Annotated in this window: 22 protein-coding genes; 8 read left to right on the top strand and 14 right to left on the bottom strand. The window is 62.7% G+C overall.

Annotated elements, in window-relative coordinates; genetic code table 11:
- The gene (locus AC1RKJ_RS20665) at positions 1 to 639 is read left to right on the top strand and encodes an NrsF family protein (protein ID WP_492792992.1); all 639 of its coding nucleotides are present in this window, start codon (positions 1 to 3) and stop codon (positions 637 to 639) included.
- A gap of 14 nt (positions 640 to 653) precedes the next feature.
- Here AC1RKJ_RS20665 and AC1RKJ_RS20660 read toward each other — a convergent pair whose 3' ends face one another.
- Positions 654 to 1,763, bottom strand: a complete 1,110-nt coding sequence (locus tag AC1RKJ_RS20660; RefSeq protein ID WP_492792991.1) for a DUF2336 domain-containing protein — start codon at positions 1,761 to 1,763, stop codon at positions 654 to 656.
- A 62-nt stretch (positions 1,764 to 1,825) separates the two neighbouring features.
- Positions 1,826 to 2,986 (bottom strand): GGDEF domain-containing protein, encoded by a 1,161-nt coding sequence (locus AC1RKJ_RS20655; protein WP_492792990.1) that lies wholly within the window; start codon positions 2,984 to 2,986, stop codon positions 1,826 to 1,828.
- 298 nt (positions 2,987 to 3,284) lie between these two features.
- Here AC1RKJ_RS20655 and AC1RKJ_RS20650 point away from each other — a divergent pair, with 298 nt between their 5' ends.
- From AC1RKJ_RS20650 to AC1RKJ_RS20625, 6 genes are all read left to right on the top strand, one after another.
- Positions 3,285 to 3,854, top strand: a complete 570-nt coding sequence (locus tag AC1RKJ_RS20650) for a sigma-70 family RNA polymerase sigma factor (RefSeq protein WP_492792989.1) — start codon at positions 3,285 to 3,287, stop codon at positions 3,852 to 3,854.
- Positions 3,851 to 4,531, top strand: coding sequence for a hypothetical protein (locus AC1RKJ_RS20645; RefSeq protein WP_492792988.1), 681 nt, complete (start codon positions 3,851 to 3,853; stop codon positions 4,529 to 4,531). The genes AC1RKJ_RS20650 and AC1RKJ_RS20645 overlap by 4 nt, the downstream gene beginning before the upstream one ends.
- Before the next feature lie 30 nt (positions 4,532 to 4,561).
- The gene (locus AC1RKJ_RS20640) at positions 4,562 to 6,037 is read left to right on the top strand and encodes a S8 family serine peptidase (RefSeq protein WP_492792987.1); all 1,476 of its coding nucleotides are present in this window, start codon (positions 4,562 to 4,564) and stop codon (positions 6,035 to 6,037) included.
- Positions 6,038 to 6,343: 306 nt separating this feature from the next.
- A complete protein-coding gene (locus tag AC1RKJ_RS20635; RefSeq protein WP_492792986.1) occupies positions 6,344 to 6,988 on the top strand; it encodes an OmpA family protein in 645 nt (214 codons plus the stop codon).
- 80 nt (positions 6,989 to 7,068) lie between these two features.
- The gene (locus tag AC1RKJ_RS20630) at positions 7,069 to 9,333 is read left to right on the top strand and encodes a DUF4384 domain-containing protein (protein ID WP_492792985.1); all 2,265 of its coding nucleotides are present in this window, start codon (positions 7,069 to 7,071) and stop codon (positions 9,331 to 9,333) included.
- Between the two features lie 149 nt (positions 9,334 to 9,482).
- Entirely contained in the window at positions 9,483 to 9,812 is a 330-nt protein-coding gene (locus tag AC1RKJ_RS20625) for a TIGR03809 family protein (protein WP_492792984.1), read from the top strand.
- Here the strand turns inward: AC1RKJ_RS20625 and AC1RKJ_RS20620 are convergent.
- From AC1RKJ_RS20620 to AC1RKJ_RS20565, 12 genes are all read right to left on the bottom strand, one after another.
- Entirely contained in the window at positions 9,768 to 11,138 is a 1,371-nt protein-coding gene (locus AC1RKJ_RS20620) for a TIGR03808 family TAT-translocated repetitive protein (protein WP_492792983.1), read from the bottom strand. The genes AC1RKJ_RS20625 and AC1RKJ_RS20620 overlap by 45 nt on opposite strands.
- Before the next feature lie 124 nt (positions 11,139 to 11,262).
- Positions 11,263 to 12,510 (bottom strand): multidrug effflux MFS transporter, encoded by a 1,248-nt coding sequence (locus tag AC1RKJ_RS20615; protein WP_492792982.1) that lies wholly within the window; start codon positions 12,508 to 12,510, stop codon positions 11,263 to 11,265.
- A gap of 95 nt (positions 12,511 to 12,605) precedes the next feature.
- Positions 12,606 to 13,277, bottom strand: coding sequence for a pyroglutamyl-peptidase I (locus AC1RKJ_RS20610; RefSeq protein ID WP_492792981.1), 672 nt, complete (start codon positions 13,275 to 13,277; stop codon positions 12,606 to 12,608).
- Positions 13,274 to 14,239, bottom strand: coding sequence for a methylmalonyl Co-A mutase-associated GTPase MeaB (gene meaB, locus AC1RKJ_RS20605; protein ID WP_492792980.1), 966 nt, complete (start codon positions 14,237 to 14,239; stop codon positions 13,274 to 13,276). The genes AC1RKJ_RS20610 and meaB overlap by 4 nt, the downstream gene beginning before the upstream one ends.
- A 52-nt stretch (positions 14,240 to 14,291) precedes the next feature.
- Positions 14,292 to 16,451, bottom strand: coding sequence for a methylmalonyl-CoA mutase (scpA, locus tag AC1RKJ_RS20600; RefSeq protein WP_492792979.1), 2,160 nt, complete (start codon positions 16,449 to 16,451; stop codon positions 14,292 to 14,294).
- A 44-nt stretch (positions 16,452 to 16,495) separates the two neighbouring features.
- Positions 16,496 to 16,960 carry a GFA family protein gene (locus AC1RKJ_RS20595; protein WP_492792978.1) on the bottom strand — a complete coding sequence of 155 codons (465 nt, stop codon included), beginning with the start codon at positions 16,958 to 16,960 and terminating at the stop codon, positions 16,496 to 16,498.
- A 5-nt stretch (positions 16,961 to 16,965) separates the two neighbouring features.
- Positions 16,966 to 18,831, bottom strand: a complete 1,866-nt coding sequence (locus tag AC1RKJ_RS20590) for a methylmalonyl-CoA mutase family protein (protein WP_492792977.1) — start codon at positions 18,829 to 18,831, stop codon at positions 16,966 to 16,968.
- Between the two features lie 86 nt (positions 18,832 to 18,917).
- The gene (gene folK / locus AC1RKJ_RS20585) at positions 18,918 to 19,409 is read right to left on the bottom strand and encodes a 2-amino-4-hydroxy-6-hydroxymethyldihydropteridine diphosphokinase (RefSeq protein ID WP_492792976.1); all 492 of its coding nucleotides are present in this window, start codon (positions 19,407 to 19,409) and stop codon (positions 18,918 to 18,920) included.
- A 4-nt stretch (positions 19,410 to 19,413) separates the two neighbouring features.
- Positions 19,414 to 19,779, bottom strand: coding sequence for a dihydroneopterin aldolase (folB, locus tag AC1RKJ_RS20580; RefSeq protein WP_492792975.1), 366 nt, complete (start codon positions 19,777 to 19,779; stop codon positions 19,414 to 19,416).
- Entirely contained in the window at positions 19,776 to 20,633 is an 858-nt protein-coding gene (folP, locus tag AC1RKJ_RS20575; RefSeq protein WP_492792974.1) for a dihydropteroate synthase, read from the bottom strand. The genes folB and folP overlap by 4 nt, the downstream gene beginning before the upstream one ends.
- 117 nt (positions 20,634 to 20,750) lie before the next feature.
- Positions 20,751 to 21,173, bottom strand: coding sequence for a DUF4332 domain-containing protein (locus AC1RKJ_RS20570; RefSeq protein WP_492792973.1), 423 nt, complete (start codon positions 21,171 to 21,173; stop codon positions 20,751 to 20,753).
- Between the two features lie 23 nt (positions 21,174 to 21,196).
- Positions 21,197 to 21,562, bottom strand: a complete 366-nt coding sequence (locus tag AC1RKJ_RS20565) for a DUF2267 domain-containing protein (protein WP_492792972.1) — start codon at positions 21,560 to 21,562, stop codon at positions 21,197 to 21,199.
- Positions 21,563 to 22,044: 482 nt separating this feature from the next.
- Here AC1RKJ_RS20565 and AC1RKJ_RS20560 point away from each other — a divergent pair, with 482 nt between their 5' ends.
- Positions 22,045 to 23,691 carry a helicase HerA-like C-terminal domain-containing protein gene (locus AC1RKJ_RS20560; protein WP_492792971.1) on the top strand — a complete coding sequence of 549 codons (1,647 nt, stop codon included), beginning with the start codon at positions 22,045 to 22,047 and terminating at the stop codon, positions 23,689 to 23,691.
- Positions 23,692 to 23,696 lie beyond the last annotated feature (5 nt).

Genomic DNA, 23,696 nt, shown 5'->3' with positions numbered 1-23,696 from the left:
ATGGATACCAACGATCTGATCCGCACCCTTGCCGCCGATAACGACACGCACCAGCGCCCGGTCGGCAACGTGCTGCTGGTCGCGCTGCTGCTCGCCATGCCGGTGGCATTCGCGCTTTTTCTCGCCGGACTGGGAATGCGGCCTGATGTCATGACCGCCATGGGCAATCCGTTCTTCGATCTCAAGTTTGCAATCACTCTGGCTCTTGCCGGTTCGGCCATCGCGATCAGTCTGCATCTGTCGCGGCCAGAAGCCTCGCTCGGACGCTGGGGCTGGCTGCTGGCAATTCCGCTTGGTCTTCTGGGCATCGGCCTGATGGGCGAGATGATGATGCCGCACCGGACATCAATGTCGACGCGGCTGATCGGCTCCAACTCGAAGGTTTGCCTCACCGCGATCCCGCTGCTGTCGTTGCCGCTGCTGGCGGCGGCGCTGATCGCCCTGCGCCGCGGCGCGCCGTCGCGCCCCGCGGTGGCCGGCGCGTTCGCCGGGCTGTTGTCCGCCGGCCTCGCCGCGACGCTTTATGCCTCGCACTGCACCGACGACTCGCCGATGTTCGTGGCGACCTGGTATTCGATTGCAATTGCGCTCGTCACCGCGATCGGCGCGCTTGCGGGATCGCGCGTCCTGAGATTCTAGGCCGCCGTCGTCGGCTATATCGTTTCGGTCTGCGCCGTGTCCTGTCGCATCCGGTAGAAGCGCAAGACCTGCTGGGCGGTGGATGGGCGCAGCAGGTCGTAGCTCGACTGATGCTCGTTGATGTCGCCCATGTCATCTCCCGCCGCGGTTCGCATCGCGAAAATCAGCTTGAGCGTCGCCCACGACAGCCCGGTGACCTTGGCGAGAACCATCAGCCCTTCGGAGCGTGATTCGATCATCATGCTTTCGACGGTCGGGACGGAGACGTTCGCGCAGATCGCGATCGCTGCGCTGGTTTCCTCGAATTTTCCGGCCGCTGCGAACGCGGCGATTTCCTTTTCGTCGAGACGCCCGTCGTCAAACAGGGATTTTACGAGGCGTTGCGCGTTGGCGGCCTGCATGCCCACGGACGCGTCCTGGCTGGCATCGCGAGCGGCTTCCTTGACGGCGACGGAGATGTCGTCCGACGCGCGCGGATTGGCGGCCTGCAGGCGCGCACGCACGGAGTCCGACGCTCGTGCGATCAGCTTGAGATAGTGCGGCCTTGGAATCCCTTTTCTCGATCCGAGACATGTCGCGAGGTCGTCGTTGCCTTCGGCGCGGGATACCAGTTGCGTAAAGCCCTTGTCGGAAAACTCCGCGCCCGGATTGTTGACTGCGCTCTCCACCACCTCGGCATTGCCGCGTTCGACAAGAACGTCGGTGACGACGTCGCTCAGAACTTTTCGTTTCGAGATCGCGAGCAAATGGCCCTGGCTCTTGCTGCGCGCGTTTTCGATCAGCATGTTGTCGTCCAGCCGCTCGGAATGCGACAGCACGGGTGCTGCGACCTCGATCTCGTCGTCGAAAGCCAGCGTATAGATCAGGCGCGGCGGTGCTTTCGATACGGGCGCCATGCGATTCGCCAGCCGTGACTTCGCGGAGATTTCGATTTGCTGGATCAGGCAATGGAAGACGTCGTCGAAAACGTTGATCTGCTCGTCGGTATAGTCCACCACGCCGTGCAGGAAGAGGTCGGTGACCCGGCGCAGCGTTTCCACGCGGCGGGCGACGCTCCCGCTCGCAAGGGCGTTCTGCAACTCGTCGAGAAGATTTACCGGCCGCGCCGCGGATCTCAAACTCATGACTTTCTGTCCTGAAACACTGAAACAACACGGCCCGCCGAATTCTTGACGGCCTGAAGTAACTAAGCAGCGACGACCTTGTTACGCCCGAGGGCCTTGGCCTGATAAAGCAGTTGATCGGCGCGAGCGAGAATGCTGTCCGCGGAGTCATCCGGCCGCAGCATTGCAAGGCCGGCCGACATCGTGACGCGCATCTCTTGCGAAATCGCGCTCCAGTCGAGATCGCCCACAATCATGCGCAGCCGGTCGGTCGTGCGCAGTGCTGCGCCCTCGGACGTCTCCGGGAGAATGAGCAGGAATTCCTCGCCGCCATACCGGCCGAACTTGTCGATACTGCGGATGTTGGCGAATATGGTAATCGCGAATGCCCGCAGCGCTTCGTCTCCCACGGGATGACCGAACTGATCGTTGATCCGCTTGAACCAGTCGAGGTCGATCAGCGCGACAGCGCAGGGCATCTTGCTGCGGCGCGCGCGGGCGATCTCTTCGTCGAGCGTGTGCATGATGCTGCGGCGGTTGAGCGAGCCGGTGAGTTCGTCGAGTTCGGCGAGTTCTTCGATGCGCTTGTAGGCCGCTTTCAGTTCGATGCCGCGCCTGTAAAGAGATTCATGCAGCGAGGAGCTGAACAGTCCGACGGTCATGCCGCGGCCGAGCACCAGAATGAAAACCAGCATGGTTGCGAAACGCTCGAGTGGCGTTTCGTGAGGCAGCGCGATGGGCTTGTCTGTGAGAAGAAAGAGAACCGTCAGCCCGATGGCGGCGATGGTCCATCCGAGGATCGTCTGGCGAGGAGACGAACGCAGGGCGGCGAATGTGTAGACAAGGAAGATCGAGCAAAGGAACAGGCAGCCGACTTCGGGCGCGACGTACAGGAACACCAGCATGATCGCCAGGCTGATGGTGCTTTGCTGGCTGATGAAATAATGATCCTTGAACCTGTCGTTCACCCTGGCTTCGGATATCGCAATAAACGCAGCCACCGACAGCAAGCCGCAGACCCCATAGGCTGCCGCAACCGTGAAGGTGGTGGTGCCCGCATAGGCGTAAATCAGCAGGATCGCGGCGTCGATTGTGTAGCTGACGCCAACCATGTCGAGCATCTGCCGCCGCTGTTTCGTTCGGCGGGCGAGGACCTCGGGCGTTAATTCGATCTCAAGCACCGAAGGCCCTGGGCCCGAAGCGCCTAGCAATGATTCAGGTGCTGATGACGCCGCGCTGCGCATGAAATTCGCCGCTGAAGGTAAGCAATGCGGAACTGTAGGCGGGAAAGCCTTTAGGTTTGGTATCATTGGGAGGGACAGGCTACCTTGGCTGCCCCGAGCCTTTCGTGATGCTCGATTAGTCCGAAACCGGTAAATTAATACCGAAATCGTATCCCTAACCTGATAACTTGCCCTTGTTCGTGATTCAGGGGCATTTTGCGTTTCGCCGATCCGGACAGTTCTGGGAAATCGCGAAGATTTTCACAGATTTGATCGAACCCCTTCCCAGTCGCATGCGACCAACCTTGCGAGACGGCCATTGAGTGCAACTCACGCGACTTCGGACGAAGTCCTGATCAGTCGCATCGCCCAAGGTGACCGGCTCGCGATGCAGGTGCTTTACGGAAGGCACCACGTCAGGGTGTTTCGCTTCTCGCTGCGGCTCGTTCGGAACGAGTCCATCGCGGAAGACCTCATCAGCGAGGTTTTCCTCGATGTGTGGCGTCAGGCCGGCAAGTTTGAGGGCCGGTCCGCCGTCTCTACGTGGCTGCTGGCGATTACCCGGTTCAAGGCCCTGTCTGCCCTCCGCAAGAGGAAGGACGCGGAACTGGACGACGAAGCGGCTGCCGCGATCGAGGATACGTCCGACAATCCGGAAGTCGCAGTTGCGAAGAAAGACACGAGCAACGCGTTGCGGAATTGCCTGACCGCACTTTCGCCAGACCATCGGGAGATCGTCGATCTCGTCTACTACCACGAGAAATCCGTGGAGGAAGTGGCCGAAATCGTGGGCATCCCGGAGAACACGGTGAAGACGCGCCTGTTTTACGCGCGAAAGAAATTAGCCGAGTTGCTCAAGGCAGCCGGCATAGAGCGAGGTTGGCCATGACTTCTGCGAGCAAGACCACGAAGCAAACCGCCGATCGCGAACCCACCGAGCTTGAGGCTCTGTTGCCGTTCCATGCTGCCGGGACTCTCAACCTGCGTGACGCCCGCCGCGTCGACGAGGCGCTGGCCAGCGACCCCGATCTGGCGCGGCAGTATGCGGCAATCCAGGACGAGTATGCCGAGACGATTTTGCTGAACGAGAGCCTCGGCGCGCCGTCGTCGCGGGCAATGCAGAAGCTGTTCGCGGCCATCGATGCCGAGCCCGCGCGCAAGAATGCATCGTTCAATCCCGTGATGCGGGTTGTCGGGTTCTTCTCTAGCCTTTCGCCGCGAACGCTGGCTTATTCCGCGGTCGTTGGCGCAGTGGCGCTGTTGTTGCAGGCCGGCGTCATCGGCACGCTGGTCAAGGATCGCGCAGACGGCAATTTCCAGACAGCCGCGTTCCCGACCCAGTCGAGTGCGGGCACTTTCGGGTTGCTGCGCTTTTCGCCGGATGCAAAAGCCGACGACATCACGCAATTGCTCAACACCTACAATGCATCCATCGTTTCGGGTCCGAAGGCCGGGGTGTTCCGCGTTCGGTTCGGCGACAAGGCGTTGTCGAAGGAGGAAGCGGCGCAACTGCTGACGCGGCTCCAGGCTGAAAAAATCGTCAGCCTTGCGGTGGCTGCCGACTAACGGCCGATCAAGAACATCCGAGGACGCCAGATGACCGAGACAGGCAAGGGCAAGCGGCGATCAGGTCTCGTTCGGTCCGCGCGGCCGGTGGCGGTGGCTGCGGTGATCTTCAATCTGGCGGCTCCGCCGGTGTTTGCGCAGGGCTACGGCAATTTCAGTATGCGCACGGCGCCGAGCATCAATACGGGGCCGCGGATCAACGTGAATCCGTCGATCCGCTTTTCGCCGAACATTCGTTACGACGGATATGACGATGCTGGCCCAAGGCCGCGCCCGCGCATCATGCGTGACGCCGATCAAGGTCCGCCGCCAGACGATCGAGGCGGACCGCCGCGCCGCGCCGCCCGCAAGAACACGCCGGTCGCTATCGACAGAACCTATGTCGCCAAGGAAGTGCTGATCGAGGTCGACGGCAGCCCCACCGATGCGCAGGCTGACGATCTCGCGCGCCGCCATCGGTTGACGCGCGTTCAGTCGCAGAATTTCCCGCTGACCAACAGCACGTTTTTTCGCTGGCGCATTTCCGACGGACGATCGGTCGACGCTGTCGTGCGCGAGCTTGTTGCCGGCGGTAACGTGAAGGCGGCACAGCGCAACAACATCTTCAAGCTGCAGCAGGATACGGCTCCGAAGTCCGAAGGCGATCCCGCGCAATATGCGCTTGCCAAGATGCGGCTGCCCGAGGCGCACGCTCTGTCGGTCGGCGCGGACGTGACGGTCGCGGTGATCGATTCCGGCATCGACGTGACCCATCCCGAACTGGCCGGCGTGATTGCCGGGACGTTCGATGCGTTGAACAACGGCGAAGCGGCGCATCCTCACGGCACCGGCATCGCGGGCGTCATCGCCTCCCATGCGCGGCTGATGGGAACGGCGCCGTCGTCGCGCCTGCTGGCCATTCGTGCGTTCGGCGCGCAGAAGAGCGGCGCGGAGAGTACGTCTTTCATCATTCTCAAGAGCCTCAATTACGCACTCGCCAAGAATGCACAGATCATCAACATGAGCTTCGCGGGGCCGCACGATCCCGCCATGGAGCGTGGATTGGCCGCCGCCGCCGCCAAGGGCATCGTTCTGGTGGCCGCCGCAGGCAACGCCGGGGCGAAATCGCCGCCGCTGTATCCGGCCGCGGACCGCAATGTCATCGCAGTGACGGCGACCGACCAGTCCGACCGGCTGTTCGCGCAGTCGAATCGGGGCAGCTACGTTGCGATTGCCGCGCCCGGCGTGGACATCCTGTCGCCGGCTCCTGACGGCAAATATCAGATGTCGTCGGGCACCTCGATGTCTGCTGCTTTCATCAGCGGTGTGGCAGCATTGATGATCGCCCGGAATCCCGGCGTCTCTGCTGCCGAAGTTCGCGGGACACTGTTGTCGACCGCGCGCGATCTCGGGCCGAAGGGCCGCGACGATCAGTTCGGGGCAGGGCAGGCCGATGCGTTCAGCGCGGTTTCCGCGATCACGGCGGCTCCGATGGCCGCAGCGTCGGACAGCAGCCCGAAGCAGTAGCGCCGTCGCTGACAGGGTGCCGTCAAGTTCGTAAATTTCCTGAACCTGATGAATGTTGCCGCCGACCAATGGCTGCGGGGCGACGACACGCTCGTCTCTCGCAGCCAGGTTGGTGCGGGCGCCCATCCACCCTCGCGCCGTCATGGTTTGGCCCGCCCGGTGTCCCCCGGGCGGGCCGTCTTGTCGCAATCGTTGCATCGGTTAAGCGATAGCCCGTTGCGACTCTTGACCGCTTTGGGCGATGTGGACAAGGATGAGGCAGATTCATCCATTTGCCGCGAAAAGTATTTGATCAGGGACCGTGCAATGCCGAACCAGTTTCCGAAACGGGCCCGCGGTCTGATCGCGCTGGTGATCTTTTTCGCGTTGAGCCCGGTGCCGCTGCACGCTCAATCGCTTGAAGACAAGATCGGCTCCGCGCTCCAGGCGAAGAAACCGCTGACGCGCAGCATCACGGCAGCGCCCGATCCGAAAGCCGCGGCGGAGAAGCAGATCATCGACCGGCTGCGGACGCGCTCTATCGCCGTCGAAGCCGTGGCTGCGCCGACGGCCGACGAACGCGCCCAGATCGCTGAAATCGCGCGCGACAAGCCCGCGATCGATCTCGAAATTCTGTTCGAATACAATTCCGCCGATATCAGCCCCAAAGCAGCGCCGGCACTGGTTGCGCTCGGCAACGCATTGTCGCGGCAGGATTTGAAGGGCTCGGTGTTTTTCATCAACGGCCATACCGACGCGGCGGGTGGCGCCGACTACAACCAGTTGTTGTCGCAGCGCCGCGCCAATTCGGTTCGCCGCGTTCTGATCGAACAATACAAGCTCGCGCCCGATACCCTGATTGCCGCCGGATTCGGCAAGGAGCAGTTGAAAACCCCCGCCAATCCGCTCGGCGAGGTCAATCGCCGCGTGCAGATCGTCAACACCACCGTGCAGGCGACGGCCGGGCGATGAACGTCTGAACCTGACGATAGGCCGGCGTGACCAATGCATGGCGGGATTTCGCCGAAGCGACTGATTTGAAGGGGACGTTCATGAGATTTCCGGGGTTTGGTCTGCGCGCGCTCCGTGTGACGGCTGCCGCAGGGCTGGCCTTCGGTGTGGCCGGAACTGCGCTGGCGCAGGACGCCGGGGCGATCGCCCCGCCGTCCGATCCGGTTGCGAAGGCCGCGTTCGACGTCCTCGACAAGCATTGCGCGCGCTGCCATCAGACCGGCAAGCTGGTCGAGCGCGAGCGCCCGGCGAAGAATTTCGGCAACGTGCTGAAGCTCGACGAAATCGCCGCCAATCCGCATTACGTTCTTCCCGGCAATCCGCTTGGCTCGAAGCTGTTCCGGCAGATCGTCGACAAGGAAATGCCCTACGATATTTATTACGAAGGCGCGTCGCACGCGCCGCCGTCGGAGGCCGATCTCAAGGCACTGGAAAGCTGGGTCACGGCGCTCGGAACCAAGGCCGTCGCAAGCTGCGAGACCCACAAGTTCATCACGCCGGAGGACATGGTGTCCTTCATGGGGTCCGACCTCGACAAGCAGCGTCCGCAACGCCGGGCCACGACCCGTTACCTGACGCTGACGCATCTCACCAATATCTGCACCGATCCTGCGGCGATGAAGGTTTACCAGCAGGCCGCGGTCAAGTTTCTCAACTCGCTCTCGCGCTCGTCCGATGTCGTCAGGCTGGAGACCATCGATCCCGAGGGCAGCATCCTGCGCTTCAATCTCGCCGATCTCGGCTGGAAGGCATCTGACTGGGACAATGTGATCGCGGTCTATCCCTATAATATCGCGCCGGACACCGAGTTCAGCCGCACGCTGGCGTCGGGCGCGCGGACACCGATGCCGTATGTTCGCGCGGACTGGTTCGCATTCACCGCGTCGCAGCCGCCGCTCTATGACGTGCTGCTGCAATTGCCGAATACGTTTCAGCAGCTTGCGCGGGAGCAGGGCATCGACGTCGAGGGCAATATCCGCAACTTCGTCGCGCAGCGCGCCGCGTTCCAGCGCTCGGGCGTCAGCCAGAACAACCGGCTGATTGAGCGGCACCCTTCACGCAGCGGCTTCTTCTGGACCTCATATGATTTTGCCGGCAACCGCGACCGCCAGAGCCTGTTCGATCATCCGCTCGGGCCGACCGGAGCCAATGCGTTTCATCATGATGGCGGCGAAACCATCTTCAGCCTGCCGAACGGATTTCAGGCCTATTACCTGAACACTGCGAAGGGCGACCGCCTCGACAAGGGACCCACCGCCATCGTGCGCGATCCGTCGCGCAAGGACTTCACCGTGACCAACGGCATTTCCTGCATGGGCTGCCACGATCAGGGGATGCGCAAGGCCAAGGACGACGTCCGCGACCTGGTTCTGAAGGGGCGGACGTTCCCGAAGGATGTGCGCGATGCGGTCGAGGGATTGTATCCCCCGCATGACAAGATGGACGCGATGATCGAGGATGATGCGAAACGCTTTGCGGATGCCATGAAGCGCGCCGGTCTCGATGCGACGCTGAAATTGAACGGCATCGAGATGATCAACGCGCTTGCCAAGCGCTATGAAGACGATCTCGACCTGACGCTGGCGGCGTCCGAACTCGGTCTCACGAAGTCCGAATTCAACGAGGGTGTCGCGGATGTCGAGCAGAAATTCCGCCCGCTGGTCCGGCGGCTCGCCCAGGGTGCCGTTCCGCGCGATCAGTTCGAAGCGGCGTTCCGCCAGATCGCCCCCGACCTCACGGATCTGACGGTTGTTGCGATCAGGAATGCGCGGCCGCCCGAACCCCTGACAAGGCCGATTGTCAGCAGGGACGATCTCTCCCTGACATCGGACAAGGACAGCTACAATCTCGGCGATACGCCGGTCTTTACCATCGTGGCGCCGCGCGACTGCTTCCTGACCCTGACCGACATCGACGAGCGCGGCGAGGGCACCGTGCTGCTGCCAAACAGCTTCCAGCAGGATAACCTTCTTCGGGCTGGCGTACCGATTCGCTTCCCGGGAGCCGGTGCGCCGTTTCAGTTCCGAATGAAGGACAAGGGCATTGAGACTGTGACGGCTGTATGCGCGACGCAGGCCGGTGGCGGCGACCGCATCCAGCACGACTTCAAGAAGAACCAGTTCACGCCGGTACCGAACTACACCTCCGCACTTGCACGATCGATCGCGGTGGAGGCCATCAAGCCCGGAACGTCATCGGTATCCGGCACAACAAATACCGGCGGGGTGGCGGTTTCAGGCCGCGAGCCGCCGGCGGCGGGATCGCGGGTGTCGCTTCGCGCTGCGATCAGGCTACAGGTGCGTTAATTTCAGGCAGTCGTGGTTGCCGCGAACGCGGGTCACGAAAGTCGCATGTATCCGCGGTAAAGAGTGAGCTATCTGCTTTGCGTTGCTAGCCTGCGGGCGATTCCGGTTGCGTTGCGTGACATTTGCTGCAGCAATTTCCTGGATTCGAAATGGCCAATTCCGGCAATACCGAACACGGACGGAATGTCGTGACACGCTGGCGCATGCTGGCCGAGCGACGCCTGACCTATCTGGTCGAACTTTACGAAACCGGCCGCTGGAAGCTTTATTACAAGGAGCCGGACTTCCTGAAGGTCATTCAGGAAGCCCGCGCGGCGCTGAAAACGTGGGAGAAGCTGGCACCGCCCGATCCGGTGCTGGACAAGCCGGTCGAGGTCGCGCTGGCGCAGGCGGCGAATGCCGAGGTCCCGACACAGCCGTTCACGGATATCTCGTCAGCGCACGGCGTTAAGACCGAGAACGATCTGCGCAAAGCGTGAAGCTCCGTCGGCGCCAAGATCGGCCGTTACTGTCTTGGCATGATCGAGCCCGACGATCGCGGAGCCCCTCGATCCCGAAATCAGGTTGTTGCTGACCAGCGCTGTGCCGGCGCCCGGCACCACCGATACGCCGATGCCGATGAAGGCGTTGCGCAACACGTTGCCGGTGATGGTCACGTCGCGCAGATATTTGCCCCAGCCTGCCATGATCCCGAATGAAGGCGCGTTCTCGACGACATTGCCGGTCACGGCGGCGTCGGCTTCGACCACGATGCCGATACCGGCGTCGTCGTCGGGTGCCGTGCCGATGGGACGCTTCGGCAGAATATTGCGTATGATGTTGCCGTGGACCGTCACCATGCGGCCGCCCTCGTTGAAATTTGCGACCGAAACGCCGACCGCGCAGATGTCGACGGTGTTGTTGGCGATCACCGCGCCCTCGAATGCAAATTCCGAATAGAGCGCGACCTCGCGCACGTTGCTGATGCTGTTGCCGGTGATGTGGATGTTCGATGCCGAGTTGCCGCGCACGCCGGAATAATCGCAATTGCGAATCCGGTTCCCGCTGACAATGACATTGCCGGCGCGAAACGCATTGATGGCGTTGCCGTGCTGTCCGGAGCCGCCCGGACCGGCTCTGATATCGTCGATGCGGTTGTTGACGACGATGGAGCCGTCGTCGCCCATCGTGGTGCGCAGGATCTCGATGCCGTTGTCGGAGGCGTCCTGAATCGTGTTCTGCGCGATCAGCAGTCCCAGCGCATCGAACGATGTGAATGCGGTATTCGCCGTCTTGCGGATGGTGTTGCCGCTGACTTCGCCCGCGATGCTCTCGAACCAGATGCCATATCCGCCGCTGCCGACAATGTCGCAATCCTGCACGCGGACATCGAGGCCGTTCTGGAAGTGCACCAGCCCGCGGCGGTCGGCGAGCTTGATGCCTGCGCCGTCGAGCGTGAGACCGGAAAGCCCGATGCCGCTGGCGCCGTCGCTGCCGAGCAGGGAAGGGCCGCCGGTGAATTTGAGGATGCTCGCGCCGCGCACGCCGACAAGCTGCGCGCCGCTCGGCAGCCGCAACGCCCCGGTGCGATAAACGCCGGGCGGCAGCGCTAACGGCATCTGCGCGCCGGCAGCCTCGTTGATCGCGCGCTGCAAGGCCCTGGTCTGGTCGTCGGGACTGTTCGGCCGCACGCCGTATTGCGCGGCATCGCGGCCGAGCGTGGACATGAGCGGCGCTGCCTGTGCGCGCTCAGGCGCGGCCGTCAGCACGCCCGCTGCCGCACCCGCGGCGGTGGCGTTGATGAGGCTGCGGCGGCTGATGTCCATGATGCGGCCCTGTGCGAAAATGCACGCTAAGACCTAATGCAGGAATGCAGCGAACGATGCCTCTACCCGCGCGTTTGCGCGCGATTGTCGGTGGTAGGGTTAATGGAATGAAGCCGCGCGCCGGTCAGATTGGCGCGTTGTGGGGCTTGAACAGCCGGCCTTTTTCGACGGCGAACACAACGGCAAGTGCGACCACCGAACTCAGCAATGCGCCGATCGAAAGCGGGATCACCGTGCCGTCATAGTACTGGCCGATCGCCGATCCGACCGCGATTCCGATCAGGGTCGTGATAGATCCGAACAGCGATGAGGCGGTTCCCGCGATATGTCCCTGAGGCTCCATCGCCAGTGCGGAGAAATTGGAGAACATCAATCCGAACGTAAACAGGCTGGCTGTGGCCAACACCATGAACAAGGACAGCGGAAGCCATCCCGCCAGGGCTGTCGTCAGCATGACCGTGGCGAGGAGCAGTTGCGCCACGAGGGCAATGTGCGAAATCATGCGCATTCCGTAGCGGCCGACAATGCGCGAATTCACGAAACCAGCGACGGCGATTCCGATGGCGATGGCGGCGAAAGCCAGCGGGAAGTAGTGGCCGAGTCCGTAGACACCCGTGAATATCTGCTGCGAGGACAAAACGTATCCGAACAGAATTCCCTGGATGCTGCCGGCGGCGAGCGCATAGCCGAAGGTCTGCCGCGTCTTGATCGTTTGGAGGAAATTTTTGGCCACTTCACGGACAGCGAGGGATTTGCGTTCGGTGAGCGGCAAGGTTTCGGGAAGGCGAACGACAACCCAGCCCAACGTCAGTATGCCGTACACCAGCAGGACGATGAAAATGCCGTGCCATTCCGCGGCGAGCATGATTGCCTGTCCGAACGACGGCGCGATCACCGGCACCGAAATGAAGATCATCATGGCGAGCGACATCACGCTCGCCATACGGCGGCCGCTGTAACAATCCCGGACAATGGAGGTCGCGATCACGCGCGCAGCGGCGGTGCTGAGCCCCTGCAATCCGCGGGCAAGCAGCAGCGTCTCGAAGGACGGTGCGATGATCGCAAGCAAACTGGCGATACCGTAGACGATCAAGCCGCCAAGAAGGATAGGTCGTCGGCCGTAACGGTCCGCAAGCGGCCCGATGATGAACTGGCCCGCTCCGAAGCCGGTCAGGAACACCGACAGCACGGCCTGCACGCGGTTGGCGTTGCTAATATGAAAGGCCGAGGCCACGTCCGGCAGGGCTGGGAGCATCAGGTCCATGGCCAGCGGATTGAGGGCCATGATGGCCGCTACGATGGCGACGAATTCCCGGAAGCCCATCGGGCGATGGGTCGAGGAAATCCATGAATTGGCGCTGGTGTCGGTCATGAAGGGCTCGCAACAAGGAGCCCTCTATCTAAGGATTGATGCTGCGGCGCACAACGTCAGTTCCCGTATGGCTGCCAGCCGGAATCGGCGACCGATCAGGCCTCGGCTCTGTTCCTCGCCAAAGGTCGCGCCAGACGTGCCACTTCCATGAGCACGGCTTCCCCGGCATCGACCAGTTGTTCGAACGTGACGGGCTCGGAAAGTCCCCTGCGACGGTGCACCGGCGCGCGGGGCACCAGCGGCACATGGACGAAGGCGGCAAGGCGAGGGCCGTCGCTGATGCGGGTCGCCTCGATGGCGCGCCAGCTCAGGTAGTTGCAGAGATAATACCCTGCGCTCAATGAGGCGCGGGCATCCACGCCGGTCTGTTGCGCGGCGCGCAGCAGCCCGCGCGTGTGCGGCCCGAAGCGCAGCGTCGAATCCGGCCCGTGGACAATGGTCCGGCTGCGAACCGATGCATGTTCGGCGTCGGGCCAGATTTGCGTGACGGTATTGCGCGCACGCGTCTCGATGCGAACGAAGGATGTGCGTGACGCGAGCCCGAACATCAGCAGCGCATCGGGACGATGAGTCGTGATCAGCGCGGGCAATTGGCGATCGACCGCGCTGTATGTCACGGGAAAAACATGTCCGATCCGTTCGACGCCGTCGAGCGCGGGCCGACGCAAGCGCAGCAGCCGCTCAACGAGTTTTTCCGTCGGATTGTAGGGCGCGCCGGGAAATGGGCGGAAGCCCGTGACCAGAATTCGCGGCTTGCGGCTTGTCATTGATGGAGCAGCGCCGCGACGGCATCGGCCGCGATGGCGGGCGTCATGCGGCCATCGGCAACCGCGGCCTCGGTCTCCTTGACCTGCGCACGGATGGCGGGGTCGGAGCGCAGCCGCGCTTTCAGCCGGCCCTCCAGCATGGTCCACATCCATTTGACCTGCTGCTGGCGGCGGCGCGCGTCGAAGTCGCCCGATGCACTCATGGCCGTGCGATGCGCGAGGATTTTCTCCCACAGCGCATCGATGCCGGTTCCGGCAAGCGCAGAATAGGTGACCACTGGCGGATGCCAATGTTCGGAGCGTGGCGCAAGGATGTGAAGCGCGCCGCGATATTCGGCGGCGGCGAGGTTGGCGCGCTTGATGTTGTCGCCGTCGGCCTTGTTGACGGCGATCATGTCCGCCAGTTCGACGAGGCCCTTCTTGATGCCCTGCAATTCGTCGCCGGCGCCAGGCAGCATCAGCGCCAGGAAAAAATCGGTCATGTCGCAGACGGCCGTCTCCGATTGGCCGATGCCGACAGTTTCCACCAGCACGACATCGAAGCCCGCGGCCTCGCACAACAGCATCGCCTCGCGGGTTTTCGCGGCGACGCCTCCGAGCGTGCCTGAGGCGGGAGAGGGGCGGATGAAAGCGTTGTCTTCCGCCGAGAGCCGCGCCATGCGCGTCTTGTCGCCCAGGATAGATCCGCCGGTGCGCGCCGACGATGGATCGACCGCCAGCACCGCGACCTTGTGGCCCTTGGCGATCAGCGCCATGCCGAGCGCATCGATGGTGGTGGACTTTCCGACACCGGGCGAACCGGTAATGCCGACGCGGACCGCCTTGCCGGTCAACGGCAGCAGTTCCTGCACCAGATCGCGCGCCTGCGCCTGATGATCGGCGCGGCGGCTTTCGATCAGGGTAATGGCGCGGGCCAGCGCGGCGCGGTCGCCGGAACGGAGGGCATCGGCGAGTTGCGGCATCGTGTTACCTGAGCTGATGACCGGTGAAGGCAACGCGAATTCCAATCGCCATTTACTCCGCAGCCGCGCTCGAGTGTCCCAGCCGCAGGTTGAGCTTGCGGATCAATTCTTCCGCAGCGTCCGCGATCACGGTGCCTGGCGGGAAGATCGCTTCCGCGCCGGCCTTGTACAGCGCGTCGTAATCCTGCGGCGGGATCACGCCGCCGATAATGATCATGATGTCGTCACGGCCGCGCTTCCTGAGCGCTTCCTTCAATTCCGGGACGGCGGTGAGATGAGCTGCCGCCAGCGACGACAGGCCGAGCATGTGCACGTCGTTTTCCACCGCCTGACGCGCAGCCTCGTCGGCAGTCGCAAACAGCGGCCCGATATCGACGTCGAAGCCGACGTCCGCGAAAGCCGAAGCGATCACCTTCTGTCCGCGATCGTGGCCGTCCTGACCGATTTTCGCGACCAGAATGCGCGGGCGGCGGCCTTCCGCGTCCTCGAACGCATCGATCAGCGCCTGTACCTTCTCAACCCTGTCGGACATGGTGGCGGCCTCGCGTTTATAGACGCCGGTGATGGATTTGATTTCGGCGCGGTGACGGCCGAACACTTTCTCCATGGCGTCGGAAATCTCGCCGACGGTGGCCTTTGCGCGCGCAGCATCAATGGCCAGCGCCAGCAGGTTGCCGGTGCCTTCGGAAGCCGAGCGGGTGAGGGCGTTGAGCGCCGCATCGACGTCCGCCTGTTTGCGCTCGGAGCGAAGGCGCTTCAGCTTGTCGATTTGCAAACGGCGCACGGTGGAGTTCTCGACCTTCAGCACGTCGATGGCTGCCTCGTTCTCCGGCTTGTACTTGTTGACGCCGATGACGGACTGACGTCCCGCGTCGATGCGCGCCTGCGTCTTGGCCGAGGCTTCCTCGATCCGCAGCTTCGGCACTCCGGCCTCGATGGCCTTGGCCATGCCGCCGAGTTCCTCGACTTCCTGAATGTGCGCCCATGCCTTGGCGGCGAGATCGTGTGTCAGCCGTTCGACATAGAACGAGCCACCCCACGGATCGACGATGCGGGTGGTGCCGCTTTCCTGTTGCAGGAAGAGCTGCGTGTTGCGCGCGATCCGCGCCGAAAAATCCGTCGGCAGCGCGAGCGCCTCGTCGAGCGCGTTGGTGTGCAGCGACTGGGTGTGTCCCTGCGTGGCCGCCATCGCCTCGATGTTGGTGCGGACCACGTTGTTGAACACGTCTTGCGCGGTGAGCGACCAGCCGGAGGTCTGGCAATGGGTGCGCAGCGACAGCGAGCGCATGTCCTTCGGATTGAACGGCTTCAGCAGCTTTGCCCACAGCAGCCGCGCCGCGCGCATCTTGGCGACTTCCATGAAGAAGTTCATGCCGATGGCCCAGAAAAACGACAGCCGCGGCGCGAAACGGTCGACATCGAGTCCGGCGGCAAGGCCCGCGCGGAGATATTCGACGCCATCGGCGAGCGTGTAGGCCAGTTCGAGATCCTGCGTCGCGCCGGCTTCCTGCATGTGATAGCCGGAAATGGAAATGGAGTTGTACTTCGGCATCCGTTGCGACGTGTAGGCGAAGATGTCCGAGATAATGCGCATCGATGGCGTCGGTGGATAAATGTAGGTGTTGCGCACCATGAACTCTTTCAGAATGTCGTTCTGAATGGTTCCTGAAAGCTTTTCCGGCGGCACGCCCTGTTCTTCGGCGGCGACGACGAACAGCGCGAGGATCGGCAGCACCGCGCCGTTCATGGTCATCGACACGCTCATCTGGTCGAGCGGAATGCCGGCGAACAGCGTACGCATGTCGTAGATGGAATCGATGGCGACGCCCGCCATGCCGACGTCGCCGGACACGCGCGGATGATCCGAGTCATAGCCGCGATGGGTGGCGAGATCGAACGCGACCGAAAGACCTTTCTGGCCCGCAGCTAGATTGCGGCGATAGAAGGCGTTGGAATCTTCCGCCGTCGAGAAGCCTGCGTACTGACGCACGGTCCACGGCTGGTTGACGTACATTGTGGGATAGGGGCCGCGCAGATAGGGCGCGATGCCGGGCCATGTGTCGAGAAAATCGATGCCTTGCAGATCGGCTTCGGTGTAGCCCGGCTTGACCAGAATGCCTTCGGGCGTGAGCCACGGTTGTGCGTTGCTCTCGCCGCCGGTGACGGTGGCTGGCGCGAACGCGACATCTGCGAAATTCGGAATACGGCTCATTCTACTGTCTCGACTTTGCGTGCAATCAAGCCGGCAACGCGCGGCTACGTATTATGGTCCGGATGCTGATAGCTGACAATGCTGCCAGCCTCGATGAAACCAGCGCTTTCTGCGGTGGTTTTGCCGGGAAGGTTGTGCAGATGGCCGACCCAGGCGAGCTTGGATTCAATACCGATCTGATAGGTCGGGATGACGCGATCCGGCCGATCGAATGCGCCGGTGAGTAACTCGATCGCCGAGCCGTTAAGCTTGCGATAGCTGAGCGGCGTTCCGCAGGCCGTGCAGAAGTCGCGTTCCGCCAGCGACGACGAGCGAAACGTTCCCGGCGTGCCGCGGGTCCACGCGAAATCGCCATGCGGTATTTCCACGAACGCCGCGAACGGCCCGGCCACAGCCTTCTGACACATTCGGCAGTGGCAGACGCTGATCCGTCCGGGGTTGCTGTACGATGCAAAGCGAACCGCGCCGCACTGGCAGCCGCCGGTCATAACGGGCTCTCTGTTCTTCATGACACCTACCTCATGAGTTGATAGGCAGCTTTCAGTGTCGCGAGGGCATTCCCGCCGGCAAAGATAAATTCACCGACGCCGGCCGAGCGGAGGCCGGATTCCAGATCGCCGGGGCGCCCTGCCAGATAGATATGTTTTGCACCTGCAGATTGAAGGGCCTGCGCGGCGGCAACGGCGCTGGCGGCGTAGACTTTGTCCGACGAGCAGAGGCACACCAGCGCCGCGCCGGAACTCTTGAAGGCGGCCGCCAGCGCTGCCGGATCGGAAAAGCCGTCGGTGTCGAGGGCTTCGATGCCGCCGGTCTCAAAAAAACTTTTCGCGAATGTCGCGCGAGCGGTGAAGTCAGCCGGCGTTCCGAGGCTGGCGAGAAACACTTTTGGCCGCGCGGCGGTGTCCTTCAGAATCCGGTCCGACATGTCGCGCAGCGCTTCGAACGGAGACGCCAGACGGATGGGTGCGAGCGGGTCGAACGTGATCGTTGGCGCTTCGCCGGGCGGCAACGCCACGGGCTTCGCATCCAGCACGGCCGGAATCTTTTCGTGCAGGTTCGGGAATTCGCTGGCGCCGGTCAGCACATCCTTGCGTTTGGCGATGTTGACGTCGCGCGCGGCGCGCACGGCGGCGACTTTCGTCTGTATGATATTCTTCTCGAGTGCGGCGAACGCACCGCCGGCCTTTTCGATGTCCTGAAACAGCGTCCACGCGGCTTCGCAAAGCTGTTTCGTCAGCGTTTCGATGCCGCCGGAACCGGCGGCGGGATCGGAGACCTTGTCGAGATTAGATTCTTCCAGCAGCACCAGTTGCGTGTTGCGCGCGATGCGCCGCGCAAACGCATCCGGCAGGCCGAGCGCCAGCGTGTGCGGCAGCACGTTGATGCTGTTCGCGCCGCCAAGGCCGGCCGAGAACGCCGCGATGGTCGCACGCAGCATGTTCACGTCAGGGTCGCGCTGCGTCAGCATCCGCCATGCGCTGTCGGCGGCGACGAAAAGCGGCCTCGGCGTCAGTCCGCAGCTTTGTTCGATCCGCGCCCACAGCAGCCGCAGTGCGCGGAATTTCGCCATGGTGAGAAATTGATCCGCATCGGCGGCAAGACGCGCGTAGATCATGCCGCGTGCATCGTCGAGCGGAATGCCGGCGGCTTCCAGCGCGCGCAGATAGGCGACGCCGACTGCGAGCACGAAAGCGAGCTCCTGTGCTTCCGAGCCGCCCGCGTCATGGATCACGCGGCCATCGGCTGGTGCGAACGGGCCGCGAAAGCCAAGCTTTGAAAGTTTCGCGATCTTGTCGCCGAACACCTTTGCTGTCGATTCCCAACTGCCGGGGCTGCCGCCGCGCACGGCATTGCCGCCGATGGGATCGAGGCCGAAGCGGACATTCACCGCAGCCGGTGAAATCTTGCGCGCGGCAAGCAGCTCGGCAAAATGCTGCCCCATGTCGCGCGATTGCAGGCCGATCTCAAGTTCGATGCCGATGCCGGCATCGAGGTACACGCCGTCGAGCGCGCGCGCCAACGCCTCTTTGGTCGGAGGGAGGCCGTAACCGCGCGCGCCGTTGGCGCCCGCGAAAACAAGCGTCAGTCCATTGGCGCCGTTTTCGAGATCGTGCAGCGCCTGCGCATTGGCGATGGCCGCGTCGGGATGATCGACGCGCTGCATGATCTGCCACGGGCTCCCCGCTGCGCGGGCAGGAATCGCCGTCGCGTTTCGCGCGCGCTCGTAGATCGGATCGATCCGCAGCCCGTCATAGGTCTTGCCCACCAGCTTTTCGAACGGTGCGCCTTTCAGCACGCCGTCGGCCAGCTTTCGCCAGTCGTCATGCGTGGCGGGGGCGAAATCGGCCGCGAGCGGCAGGTTGTCGGTTTTGATTGACATTCAGACGGTTAGCTCCCGGAGCTTTGGATTTTGTTGTCCGGAAAATGCCACGTGGCTGCGCGCAAGCCAATGGCTGTTTGCCGCGTCTAGTGCAAGTCGGGCAGGCGTTCGATGCCATCAGCCGAAACCCTCGCGAGGGCCTGGCGCGGGGTTTGCCCCGCAATGAGACGATCGGGCACGATCTCCGCGAGCGGCACAAGCACGAAAGCGCGCTCAAACAGGCGGGGGTGCGGCAGGATCAGTTCCGGCTTGTCGAGACGAATGTCGTCGTAGGCGATCAGGTCGAGATCCAGCGTGCGCGGGCCCCAGCGCCGTTCCTGCGCCCGGTCGCGGCCGAATTTTTTCTCGATCTTGTGCAGCGTGAACAGCAGCGCGTGCGGATCGAGAGGCGTTTCGATCTCGATGCAGGCGTTGATGAAGGGCTCCTGCTGTTCGTCGCCCCACGGCGGTGTCGCGTAATCCGAGGATCGCGCGACCAGCACGGCCTGTGTCATGCCGCAGATGTTGGCGATGGCCTTGCCGAAGGTTGCGCGGACATCGCCGACATTGCCGCCGAGAGCAATGAGAACATTCGCCATTTGTTCAGGACCGTGTGCGTGTGATGACCACGCCGACGTCGTCGAAGATCGCGGCGATCGGCGCGTGCGGCTTGTGGACAGTCACCTTGACCGTGCTGATGCGCGGAAAGGCTTTCAGGATGGCCTCCGCGACAGCGCCTGCGGAGCGCTCCAGCAGATAGTAGTTATGGCCCTTGAAGGCCGCGCTCGCTGTCGCGACCACGTCGGAATAGGAGACGGTGTCGGCCAGCTTGTCGGTGCGGGAGGATTCGGCGAGATCGATGGACAGTTCGAGATCGATCACGAAGCGCTGGCCGACCTCGGCTTCGTGCTCCATGACGCCGTGGCGGGCGTGGATCAGAAGCCCCTTGATAAAGATCGTGTCGCTCATCGTTTGTCCTCGATTGCCGATGCCACGCGCAGGGCCTGCACCGTTTCAGCCACGTCATGGGCGCGAATGATTTTGGCGCCGTGCAGCGCCGCCAGCACATGCGCCGCGATGGAGCCGCCCAGCCGCTGGTGCGGCTCGGAGGGCATCACGGATGAGATAAAGCGCTTGCGCGAGGCGCCAACCAGCAGCGGCAGGCCGAACCGGCTGAATTCGCCAAGCCGCGCCAGCGCGATCATGCTTTGCTCGGGGGTCTTGCCGAACCCGATGCCGGGATCGAGCACGATATGCCCCGCCGGGATGTTTGCCTTGGCCGCGATGTCGAGCGAGCGAGCGAAAAATGCCAGCATGTCCTGCACAATGTCGATGGCGGGATCAGCGCTGTCGCGGTTGTGCATGACCACGACCGGCGCGCCATGGTCCGCAATGACGCGCGCCATCTCGGGATCGCGTTGCAGGCCCCATACGTCGTTGGCGATAGCCGCTCCCTTGCCGAGCGCCCATGCCGCAACCGAGGCCTTCATTGTGTCGATGGACACGGGTGGGCCGAAGGCAACGACCGCCGGCAGAATATTTTCCAGCCGCTGCATTTCCTGTTCGGCGGAGACGGGCTGCGAGCCGTAGGGACGGGTGGATTCAGCACCGATGTCGATGATGTCGGCGCCCTCGGCGATCATGCGTGATGCCTGCGCGAGAGCCTGCTCGGGCGCGGCGAAGCGGCCGCCATCGGAGAACGAGTCCGGTGTGATGTTGAGCACGCCCATGACCGCCGGAAACGGCCGTGCGAGCAACGGCCGCAGTACCGGATGATGCTGCGCGGCAGCCGGATTCGAAGATCGGGACGGAGCGGCCATCATGGCGTCGCTTTGCGCGGTCCCCGCTGGCCTGTCAAGCGATGGCGGAGGGGGAGATGGCCCAAGACCGCGGCTGAAGATGCGCGGTGACGCCTGCGCGGGCCGGGGAGTGGGCCGTTTTCAGTAGGAAATCTTCAGAGGCAGCTTGCGGGCGCGCTGGATCAGCTCAGCGACGGATTTGTCCGAGGGTAGAACCCGGACCAGCTTGCGCTTGTCGTTGGCTTCCTTCATGGCCTGCGCCAGTCGCTCGGGATTGCGCTGCACGAACTCGCGCACGGTCACGACACCCGCGGCCCGCAGCAGTTCGGCCTTGGCCTTCCCCATGCCCTTGATGCGCATACAGTCGGCGATGTTCGCCCACGCCAACAGCTGCTGTTCGCTGAGGCCCGTCTTGGCGGCCAGGGCTTTTCGCGCCTTCACCGTGCTTGCATTGTCCAGCAGACCGGCGGTCGTGCGAATGCCCTGCGCCTTGAGTTTGGCTTGGGCATGCGGGCCAAGTCCGTCAATCTTCGAGATGGGATATGATGAAACGGAATCAGACATGGGATCAAACTAGTAATGAATGTTCACGCGAACCGGGAAAGACCGGGCGTTCCGGCAATGATCGCATTCATATCGTCCGCGCCGATTTTATCGCGGCCGAAGCTGAACAGTTCGCGCCCGATCGTTTGAATGTCGCCCATGCCAAGCCCGAAGCCCATCAGCTTCGCGCCAAGGGCCATGACGCCGCCACCCAACATGCCTGAAAAACCACCACTGGAACCGGCATCGGCAATTGCAGTTTCAGCGCCGGGAATTTTGTCGAACAAAGCCTGCACGTGATCGGCCGGGCCTTCCTTGCGGAGGAACCCGAGGATTGCACCAACTGTTTTTTCAGCTACGGCTTTCTCGATGCCGGCTTTTGCAGCCAGCCGATCAATCAGCTCGTCCATAAAATGCCCCGTGCCTTCCGGTTGCGTGCCGGATCCTTGTTATGGATTTTATCTTGAGCGCGTGCGGTGCGAATTACAAGCGATGCAGGCTTTTGAATCCTGCATTTGAGCGCAATCGATCGTGAAGTGTTGCCGAGATGCAAGAGTCGTAGTTGATTTTGCAATCAATTGCCGCGGCAGAAGAAGAATTTGTGTCTGCACGATCCCGAATGACGCGGTGAGCGCGACGACGTTTCAAAACGAAACGTCCATTTTGCACGATGTGCGATCCGCACCGGCAATGGACCGCCCGATGCAAGGAGAAGGTAGGCAGCTTGCTGCAGGAATTTGCTCATCCGTTGCTCCAGGAGACAATAAATATAATGCGGCGCGGTATCAGCCTGGGCTCTCGGCGGGTTGACCAGCCGGATTCAGCCTGCAAGATCAGATATGCTTCGCGTTGGGCGAGGCGCAGGGGTTCGAGAGCCTGCGAAAGGCGAGAGATGGCAAAAAAGACAATCAAAACCGTTGCCGACAAGGCCGTATCCAGTCCGAAAGCCGCGCCAGCGGCGAAACAGGCCAGTGCTGGCGGCGTTGCATCCGCCGATACCGACAAGTCGATCTTCATCGGCAAGGGCGAACAGCCGGCGTTCCTGACGCTTGGTCTTGCAAACCGCCACGGTCTTGTCACCGGCGCGACCGGCACCGGCAAAACCGTCTCGCTCCAGATCATGGCCGAAGGTTTCGCGCGCGCTGGGGTTCCAGTGTTCGCCGCTGACATCAAGGGCGATCTGTCGGGCATCTCGGAGATGGGTGAGGCGAAGGATTTTCTGCTCAGCCGCGCCAAGGACATGGGACTGGACTTCAAACCCGACCAGTTTTCGACGGTATTTTGGGACGTGTTCGGCGAGCAGGGCCATCCGGTGCGCGCCACGGTCTCTGAAATGGGCCCACTGCTGCTGTCCCGCATGATGGACCTCAACGATGTGCAGGAAGGCGTTCTCAATATCGCGTTTCGCGTGGCGGACGAGCAGGGGCTGCTGCTGCTCGACATGAAGGACTTGCGCGCGATCCTCTCGTTCATCGCCGAAAACGCCGATAGTCTGACCACGCAATATGGAAACGTCTCCAAGCAGACGGTCGGCACCATCCAGCGCCAGCTTCTGGTGCTGGAAAATCAGGGCGCGAGCAAATTTTTCGGCGAACCGGCGCTTCAGTTGAAGGATTTCATGCGCACCGACGCCAACGGCCGGGGCATGGTCAACATTCTGGTCGCCGACAAGCTGATGCAGAGTCCGAAACTCTATGCGACGTTCCTGCTCTGGATGCTGTCGGAACTGTTCGAGGAACTTCCCGAGGTCGGCGATCCGCTCCAGCCGAAACTGGTGTTCTTTTTCGACGAAGCGCATCTGCTGTTCAACGACGCGCCGAAGCCATTGATGGACAAGATCGAGCAGGTCGTTCGCCTCATCCGGTCGAAGGGGGTTGGCGTTTATTTTGTCACCCAGAATCCGATCGACGTGCCGGACAAGATTCTCGCCCAGCTGGGCAATCGCGTTCAGCACGCCTTGCGCGCCTTCACGCCGCGCGATCAGAAGGCCGTGCAGGCGGCCGCGCAGACATTCCGTCCCAATCCCGCGCTCGATACGGCTCAGGTCATCACGGAACTGGGCAAGGGCGAGGCGCTGGTATCGTTCCTCGAAGGCAACGGCACGCCGGCCATGGTCGAGCGCGTCATGATCCGGCCGCCCACCGCGCGGATCGGACCGATCACTCCGGAGGAGCGCAAGGCGATCATGGCCGCGAGCCCGGTGAAGGGTAAATACGACACCACCATCGATTCAGTTTCTGCCTACGAGGTTCTGCAAAAGCGCGTCGCAGGAACAGCCGCGCCCGCTGACGGTGAATCGGGCGGAGGAGGGATGCTCGGCCAGCTCGGTTCGATCGTCGGCACGGTGTTCGGCACCAACACGCCGCGCGGGAAGATGTCGACCGGACAGGTGATTGCGCGCAGCGTGACGCGCTCGGTGACCAACAAGGTTGCCGGCGATGTTGCCGCGAGCCTTGGCAAGTCGGTCGGCGGCTCGCTCGGTGGATCGATCGGTCGCTCAATCGTGCGCAATGTGCTTGGCAGCCTGCTGCGGCGCTGACGATA

Source organism: Afipia sp. GW822-FHT04G07, assembly GCF_058800765.1.
The sequence above is the reverse complement of the archived record's forward strand: the minus strand, read 5'-3'. Positions and strand labels throughout refer to the sequence as shown.